The sequence below is a fragment of the Vibrio sp. 2132-1 genome (assembly GCF_033344315.1).
The window spans coordinates 294,169-300,570 of the sequence record NZ_JAWPON010000006.1; the positions used below are offsets into that span (position 1 = coordinate 294,169).

Annotated in this window: 3 protein-coding genes and 1 tRNA gene; all 4 read right to left on the minus strand. The window is 44.9% G+C overall.

Annotated features, from left to right (window positions below):
- Positions 1 to 53 precede the first annotated feature (53 nt).
- Complete coding sequence (nspC, locus tag R8N47_RS09030; protein ID WP_025767273.1) at positions 54 to 1,187, minus strand: carboxynorspermidine decarboxylase; 1,134 nt, start codon at positions 1,185 to 1,187, stop codon at positions 54 to 56.
- A gap of 103 nt (positions 1,188 to 1,290) precedes the next feature.
- A complete protein-coding gene (locus R8N47_RS09035) occupies positions 1,291 to 2,535 on the minus strand; it encodes a carboxynorspermidine synthase (protein WP_012841628.1) in 1,245 nt (414 codons plus the stop codon).
- 18 nt (positions 2,536 to 2,553) lie between these two features.
- On the minus strand, positions 2,554 to 5,430 hold the full coding sequence (locus R8N47_RS09040) for a pyridoxal phosphate-dependent class III aminotransferase (RefSeq protein WP_064354134.1): 2,877 nt from the start codon (positions 5,428 to 5,430) through the stop codon (positions 2,554 to 2,556).
- Between the two features lie 896 nt (positions 5,431 to 6,326).
- Positions 6,327 to 6,402, minus strand: a tRNA-Gly gene (locus R8N47_RS09045).

A 6,402-nucleotide genomic window follows, 5' to 3' on the forward strand; every position in this document is an offset into this window, starting at 1 on the left:
ATAAAAAGAGCAGCAATTCAGCTGCTCTTTGTCGTTCTAATACTCAATACGTTTTATTTCACTGACCACTGAGACAGTGAACGTTTGAAATCAGAGTAGTCAAATTCATTCAGTTTTTGAATGTCACCATTCGAGCGTTCACAGTAGACCGACGGCATACGTAGACCGTTAAACCAGTTTAGTTTCACCATGGTGTAACCGGCACTATCTAGAATATGCAGACGCTGTCCTATCTCTAGAGGCTGTTCGAAGTTCGCCACGCAGAACTGGTCACCAGCCAAACAAGAGCACGAGCCGATCACATACTCATGTTCACCATTTTCAGATGCTTCAAGGATTGACGCTGGCTCATTGTAGATCAACGTATCTAAGCGGTGAGCTTCTGTGGCCGAATCGACAATCGCCGTCTTCTTTACGTTCTCTACAATATCAACCACTGTTACAACGAGATCAGTGGTCTTAGTAATTATCGCTTCACCCGGCTCTAAATACATTTGTACGCCGTGTTTCTCTGAGAACGCTTTAAGTGCTAACCCCAACTTCTCGATATCGTACCCCGGCCATGTGAAGAACACGCCGCCGCCCATGCTCACCCAGTCCAGCTTATCTAGGTACTCGCCAAACTGATCTGAAATAGCATCGAGTAAGCCGATAAACGCATCTACGTCTTTGTTCTCACAGTTCATGTGGAACATTACGCCATCAATACCATCAAAAATTTCCGGTTTGATGTGATCAGCCTGAACCCCAAGACGAGAGAATTGACGCGCTGGGTTTGCTAAGTCTTGCCCTGCATAGCTCACACCTGGGTTTAGGCGCAAGCCAATCGATGCTTTACCTTCGACAATATGACGATAAGCCGCTAGCTGTGACTGAGAGTTAAAGATCATCTTGTCACAGATGTCCGCCACATCGCGAACGTCATCTTCGCTGTAACCCACACTGTATGCGTGTGTCTCACCACCGAACGTTTCGTAGCCAAGCTTCACTTCAAACGGGCCAGAACTTGTTGTTCCGTCTAGGTAAGGCTTGATGATGTCGAATACACCCCATGTTGAGAAGCACTTCAGTGCTAATACAAGCTTCACACCAGAGATGTCTTTTAGCTGTTTTGCTTTCTCTAGATTCTCAATCAGCTTGTCTTCATTGATCATGAAGTATGGCGTTTTTAGTTCGTTTTGTTGCATTTTGATACCTTACGTCCCTTCGCCTTAGCAAAGACACTATAAAATCGAACAAAGCCGACGCAAGTGCATCGGCTTAAACGTACAAATAAGAGTCGCTAAATTCTTACTTCAATTTATGGATAACAGGTTGTCCTGGCTCCAGTTCTTGAACATGCCAATCTAGACCAATAGATGGCATGGTTTCTAGGAATGGGTCAGGATCTAGCTGCTCCATGTTGAACACGCCTTTGTCTGCCCATTTGCCACGGAAGAACTGCAAAGCAGCAGTGATCGCAGGTACGCCAGTGGTGTATGAGATAGCTTGGTGTTCAACATCTTCGTATGCGACTTCGTGATCAGCGTTGTTGTAAATAAATACACTGCGCTCTTTACCATCTTTTTTACCTTGAACCCAAGTACCGATACACGTTAGGCCAGTGTAGCCTGGTGCGAGAGATGTTGGATCTGGTAGTAGTGCTTTTAGCACGTGCAAAGGTTGAACAACCGTACCGTCGTGAAGCGTTAGTGGATCTGGGCTGAGTAGACCGATGTCGCGCATCACATTGAAGTAGTTTAGGTAACGGTCACCAAAGCCCATCCAGAATTCGATGCGTTTCGCCGGGATGAACTCTTGCATAGATCGAACTTCGTCGTGCGCCATTGAGTACACTTTGTGTGAGCCACAATTCGGGAATTCGAACTCAAGCATACGTGAGTGACAAGGTACTTGTTTCCACTCGCCGTTTTCCCAGTAGAACGAATCGCCTTGAATCTCAAGCATGTTCGTTTCTGGATCAAAGTTAGTTGCGAACTTCTTACCGTGGTCGCCTGCGTTTACATCCATTACGTCGATAGTATCGATTTCATCGAACAGATGCTTCACTGCGTATGCGGCAAACACCGATACTACGCCCGGATCGAAACCAGCACCAAGAATACCTGTAATGCCCGCTTCTTCAAACTTCTCACGGTAGCCCCACTGCCAATCGTAAGCTTGAGGTACTTGTTGGCCTTCAGAGCACAAGTCAACCGCAACAGATGTATCAAGGTATGACACTTTAGCTTGGTAACATGCTTCCATAATAGACATGTTCACCCAAGGAGGACCTGCGTTGATCACTAAGTCAGGTTGTACTTCTTTAATTAAAGCAACTAAAGAATCTACGTCGTCCGCGTTTACCGCTCGCGCTTCTAATTTCTTAGTTGAATCTTTCAGATTGTTTTTCTTCTGAATCGATTCGATGATTTTCTCACACTTACCTACGGTACGTGATGCGATTGTGATATCACCCAGAACGTCGTTGTTTTGTGCTGCTTTATGTGCAACTACCCAGCCAACGCCGCCTGCACCAATCTGTAGAATTGCCATAGTTTTCCGTTACCTTTGTTAAACTAGCTCTGCCGCTAGCGTATTGATTTTTGAGAGCAAAGATTCAAAGTCCGCCGTCGTCAGACACGGGTTCAAAATCGTAAATTTCAATGCAGTTTTATCGTCGACAATGGTTTCACCCAATACCGCGATACCGCGTGTTAACGCTTCTAAGCGCAACGTTTTGTTCAGTTCATCAAGATCCGCTGATTCATGTGTCGCTCGGAACAGAACCGTAGATAGTGATGGTTCAGCCAACAACTCAAAGTGTTTGTTATCTCGAATCATGTCCGCCACTTCAAGCGTCTGTTCAAGCAAATGATCATACATATCGCCTAGTGCTTTTGGCCCTACGCTTTGCATCGTCATAAACACTTTGAGCGCATCAAAACGCTTAGTTGTCGCAATAGACTTATCCACCAAGTTCGGTAGTTCGTCGTGTTCGCGGTTCAAGTAGTCTGCATGGTGAAGCAGGAATTTAAAGTTAGACTTGTCGTTTACCAATAGCGCACCACAACTGATGGTTTGGTAAAACAGCTTATGGAAGTCTACGCTGATGGAATGTGCACGCTCACAACCTTTCAGACGTGTTTTTTGGCTACTTAGAATCAGAGCTCCACCGTATGCACCGTCGACGTGCATCCACATGTCATGTTTCGCTGCCATATCGGCGATAAAGTCTAAGTCATCAATAGCACCGTGATCCGTTGTACCCGCTGTGCCAACAATGGCAAATGGGATTAAACCTTCTGCTTTGGCCTGATTGAGAACTTCGTCTAACTTAGTGACATCCATCGTTCCATCGGCATTAGCATCGACGGTCATGACCGCTTTTTCACCCAATCCCATCCAAGACGCTGATTTTTGAACCGTGAAGTGGGATTTTTTCGAACATACAATACGTAGCTTGTCTGCGTATTCAGGAAGGCCAAGCTTTTGAATTGAGTGTGCACTGAGTTTGTCAGCAATCCAATCTCGCGCAAGCATCAAACCCATTTGGTTACTTTGCGTGCCGCCGCTCGTGAAGATACCGTCCGCTTTTTCACCTAACTCATATTTATCGCATAGCCAGTTCACAACTTTCTGTTCAACATAAGTCGCTGATGAAGCTTGATCCCATGAGTCCATCGACTGGTTCAAAGCCGCAATCATTGCCTCTGCCGCAATCGCTGGCATCAACGGTGGAGTATGCAGGTGAGCAATACAATCTGGATGTTGAGTAAAAATTGCGTTTTTCGCGACCAGATCAGCAGCATCGTCGATAACGGATTTAAGAGGCGCATTTCCATTATCAAGATCAACGTCGTGAATCGCTGCTTCCAATGCTTTTGGATCCATACCTGAATACGGTGCAGTCACTTGTTCAAACACTGACTTCATTGCCGTAGTAGTGTGATTCATCACCGAAGCAAATTCATTGCTGCCCATCTCTCCAGTGTGGATGAAATGCTTCTTCCATTCATCTTGTGGCTGAGTTTCGATGTGACTACCGCCAGCGGCTAAAATCGCGTCTTCAAATACACGTAAAGCAAAGTCGATTTGTTCAAACGAGATGATAAGAGGAGGAAGGAAACGAATTACTGCGCCTTCGCGTCCACCTTTCTCAACGATCAAGCCACGCTCGAGTGCTGCGCGTTGAATAGACAGTGTGAGTTCACTATCCGCTTGAGGTTCACCAAATTTATTGAGTTCACCGTTTGGAGTTTTAATCTCCACGCCTAGCATCAAACCTTTGCCACGAACCTCTGCGATACAGTTCACACGCTTTTGAATACTTTCAAGGCCGTAGCGCAGGTACTGACCCGCAACATTGGCATGCTCAACAAGGTTATCACGCTGGATAATTTCTAATGCTTTCGCACCAGAGACCATAGCTAGCTGGTTACCACGAAATGTACCTGTGTGCTCGCCCGGCTTCCATGTATCATGTTGCTTGTTGATAACCAATAGCGACATTGGTAAACCACCACCAATTGCTTTTGATAAACACAGAATATCTGGAACAATGCCCGACTCTTCGAACGCGAAATTGTAGCCAGTTTTACCAACACCACACTGGATCTCATCGAAGATCAGTAAGATACCGTGTTCATCACAAATACGACGTAACTCTCGTAGCCAGAATGCTGGCGCAGGAACAACACCACCCTCACCTTGCACTGGCTCCACGATAATCGCGGCAGGCTTCATAATGCCTGACTCATCATCGTTTAAAAGACGATCGATATAACGAATACTTGCTTTCGCACCTTCATCACCGCCAAGCCCAAAAGGACAACGCAGGTTGTATGGGAAAGGCATAAAGTGCACATCCGACATCAAACCAGTTCGACGAGCTTTCGTGCCTAAGTTACCCATCATCCCCATCGTACCATTAGTCATACCATGGTATGCGCCACGGAAGGCAAACATAGTGTTGCGACCGGTAGTCTGTTTCGCGAGCTTGATAGCAGCTTCAACCGCATCAGCTCCAGACGGGCCACAAAATTGGATAACGCTGTTCTCGCTTAACTCTTGAGGAAGAAAAGACTTAACGGATTGAATAAACGTCGTTTTTGCTGATGTTGCAATATCTAGCGTCTGATATGGCAGTCCTGAATCTAATTGTTCTTTCAGCGCTTGGTTTATTTCAGGATGGTTATACCCCAAAGCTAGAGTGCCAGCCCCCGCAAGGCAGTCTAGAAAGATCTGTCCACGCGTATCTTCAACCAAGCACCCAAAGGCTTGTTTAATTGCGATCGGCAAACGACGTGGATAAGAACGTACTTCAGATTCATGCTCAGCCTGATCAATCAATACTTGATCTGGCGTTAAGTCATACGTTCCCTCAACGATAGGAACCTGGGACGAAAAAATGTTTGCGATATTGCTATCGACTTCAAAGGCAGTGCTCATACTACATAATCCCTTGAATTATAATAATTCTGTATCCTGTATTAAAATCATTAGAATGAAATTACAGGAGGTGTGAATACCCCTCCGCATTTGTCAGTGCATAAATGACAAATACAGATCATCCGCCACGATACTCGCGACTTTATATGTAAAAGGGATTAATCAAGGTTCTGTAATGCACCCGTTTTGTAAAACAGGACATTTCGGCAGTATGAAGCTGATTAGTGTGTGTTTATTCAAAGGTTTCAATGTTGGGTTTCCCATTAATATGCCGCGTTTACAGCATTAGTATCCCGTCTATCGACAAAAGGCTTTGCCGATACCTACCCTACGCAGTGTCACAATCAGCTTGAATGGTCACTACGCGTATCCCCCAGAGATCAAACGTTGTTAATTACGCTCCGAGATTGCGCGCGAATTTATCACAAAATAAAATCTTCTGGCAACGATTTTTCATATTAGTAACAGTGATGTAAATCACAACAAAACATACCCCATTGCAACTCACATGTTCATATTCATGAGCTATGCTTTTCTGCTTCTCTCAAACAGCTGTTATTTAAACAAATATTCTTGAGATATCATCACCTCATCCAACAGAGGTTTAAGGTTGTGCTGCTTAATCGTAAAACATTCCTTTCTATATCCGGAACATTTAAAAAGATAGCATTCTCGTCACAGCTTTGCCTGGAGCAAGAGTGGTTATTCTCCACAAGTGATGGTTTAAACATAGACTAGTAGGAATGGCTAAGATGCATTGCAATGGCAGAATGAACAATCACTTGAGTCAATGAGACAAAGGGTTCGTTACTTAACGAAGTCTGTGACAGAAAAGAAGTTTGAGATTTTCAAAAAATACGAAAAAGGCCTAACATTTTCATGTTAGGCCTTAAATCTGGAGCGACACACGAGGTTCGAACTCGTGACCTCAACCTTGGCAAGGTTGCGCTCTACCAACTGAGCTAGTGTCGC

Bases quoted from the DNA above. Each gene is read 5' to 3' on its own strand.
- nspC (WP_025767273.1), bottom strand. From the start codon at position 1,187: ATGCAACAAAACGAACTAAAAACGCCATACTTCATGATCAATGAAGAC.
- R8N47_RS09035 (WP_012841628.1), bottom strand. From the start codon at position 2,535: ATGGCAATTCTACAGATTGGTGCAGGCGGCGTTGGCTGGGTAGTTGCA.
- R8N47_RS09040 (WP_064354134.1), bottom strand. From the start codon at position 5,430: ATGAGCACTGCCTTTGAAGTCGATAGCAATATCGCAAACATTTTTTCG.